At 43.2% G+C, this 1202-nt stretch carries 1 pseudogene; it reads right to left on the minus strand.

Features of this window, described 5'->3' with window-relative positions:
• Positions 1-352: 352 nt before the first annotated feature.
• Positions 353-1202: pseudogene (locus tag JX312_RS13830) on the minus strand (hypothetical protein); the annotation flags it as partial.

The following is a 1202-nucleotide window of genomic DNA, read 5'->3' on the forward strand; positions in this document are numbered from 1 at the left end:
CCCGCTATGCTTCTTCTTCGGAATCATGAAATCATCTCAAAATCTCCTAAAATTTAATATAAGCTAATTTCCAACACTTACTTATATCTTTTTTTTTTTAAGTTTTCTCATTCAGGGCGCGTTCCTTTACAGACAGGTCTCGAAGACAGCCGGTCTCCTGGAGCGTGCCTGTTTTTTCTTTTGCAAAGATATAACAATTAAAATCAGTCTCCTAATATCCAGATATATTTTTGTATATAAAGATTCTTAAAAGACTGCCATTATATTGCAGCGAGAGGAGCGCGACTCATGTCGCGCTCCTCTCCGTATTATTAAAGGAAATGATTTGTATGATTAAAAGAAATCAGATTCGTTACCGATGTCTCACCACTGTCAGGTTTGCCGAGACGGGAGAGCCGTCGGGAGCCTCGCAGGTCTTGTGCAAACGTGCCGTGTTGTTTTCTCCATAATTTATGTGGAGATATGCTCCGGGGTCGTAACGGCTGTTGATTTCTGTGACGAATCCGGTTGTGCCAATAACGTTTATAGGGTTTTCACCTGAGTTTATCATACCGAACCAAGGTGAAGCGGTCTGTCCTCCTTTAACTTTTATATTCCAGTATTTCTCTCCCGCGTTTATAAGGTTTACAGTATATGATCCGGCGCCTCTGCGGAACGTATCATTGACATGCCATTTGAGTTTAAGGGGGAGTTCGAGATTGTCGCTTCTCACGGTGATGTCGGTTTCATGGTCTTCACCGTCGGAGATCATGCTGGCTATTATGGAATATTTGTTGCCACCTTCAGCGGCAGCCCTTATTCCCGAAATCCAGGAAGCGTCATCAGGTATGATTACAGAAGGTGTAATGTCTCGGTCGCTATATACAGAAGCTATGACTATATTGTTGAGTTGCGTATTGCCGGGATGCGTTCCATACACTTCGGAAGTGTTGCAGTCCATTCTCATAAGATACTGGCTGTCGCCGGTTATCGATGAATAATCGGGATTTACGTCTACGAGTGTAGCTTTCAAAGCATTCGAAGGGAGGGAAGAGACAGCAGTGGAGATGTCTGAATACCCTCTTTCGGTAACATCGCTGATGGTTATTATGTACCGGTGGTTACGCACAATGTTATAGGGTGTTCCTTTGCTGTCGAGCATAACGACTTTGTAATAGCCGCTTTCACCTTTATATTTACCCTTTATGATCACTCCCATATAG

Source organism: Barnesiella sp. CU968 (assembly GCF_905219685.1).
Classification (GTDB): domain Bacteria; phylum Bacteroidota; class Bacteroidia; order Bacteroidales; family Muribaculaceae; genus Lepagella; species Lepagella muris_A.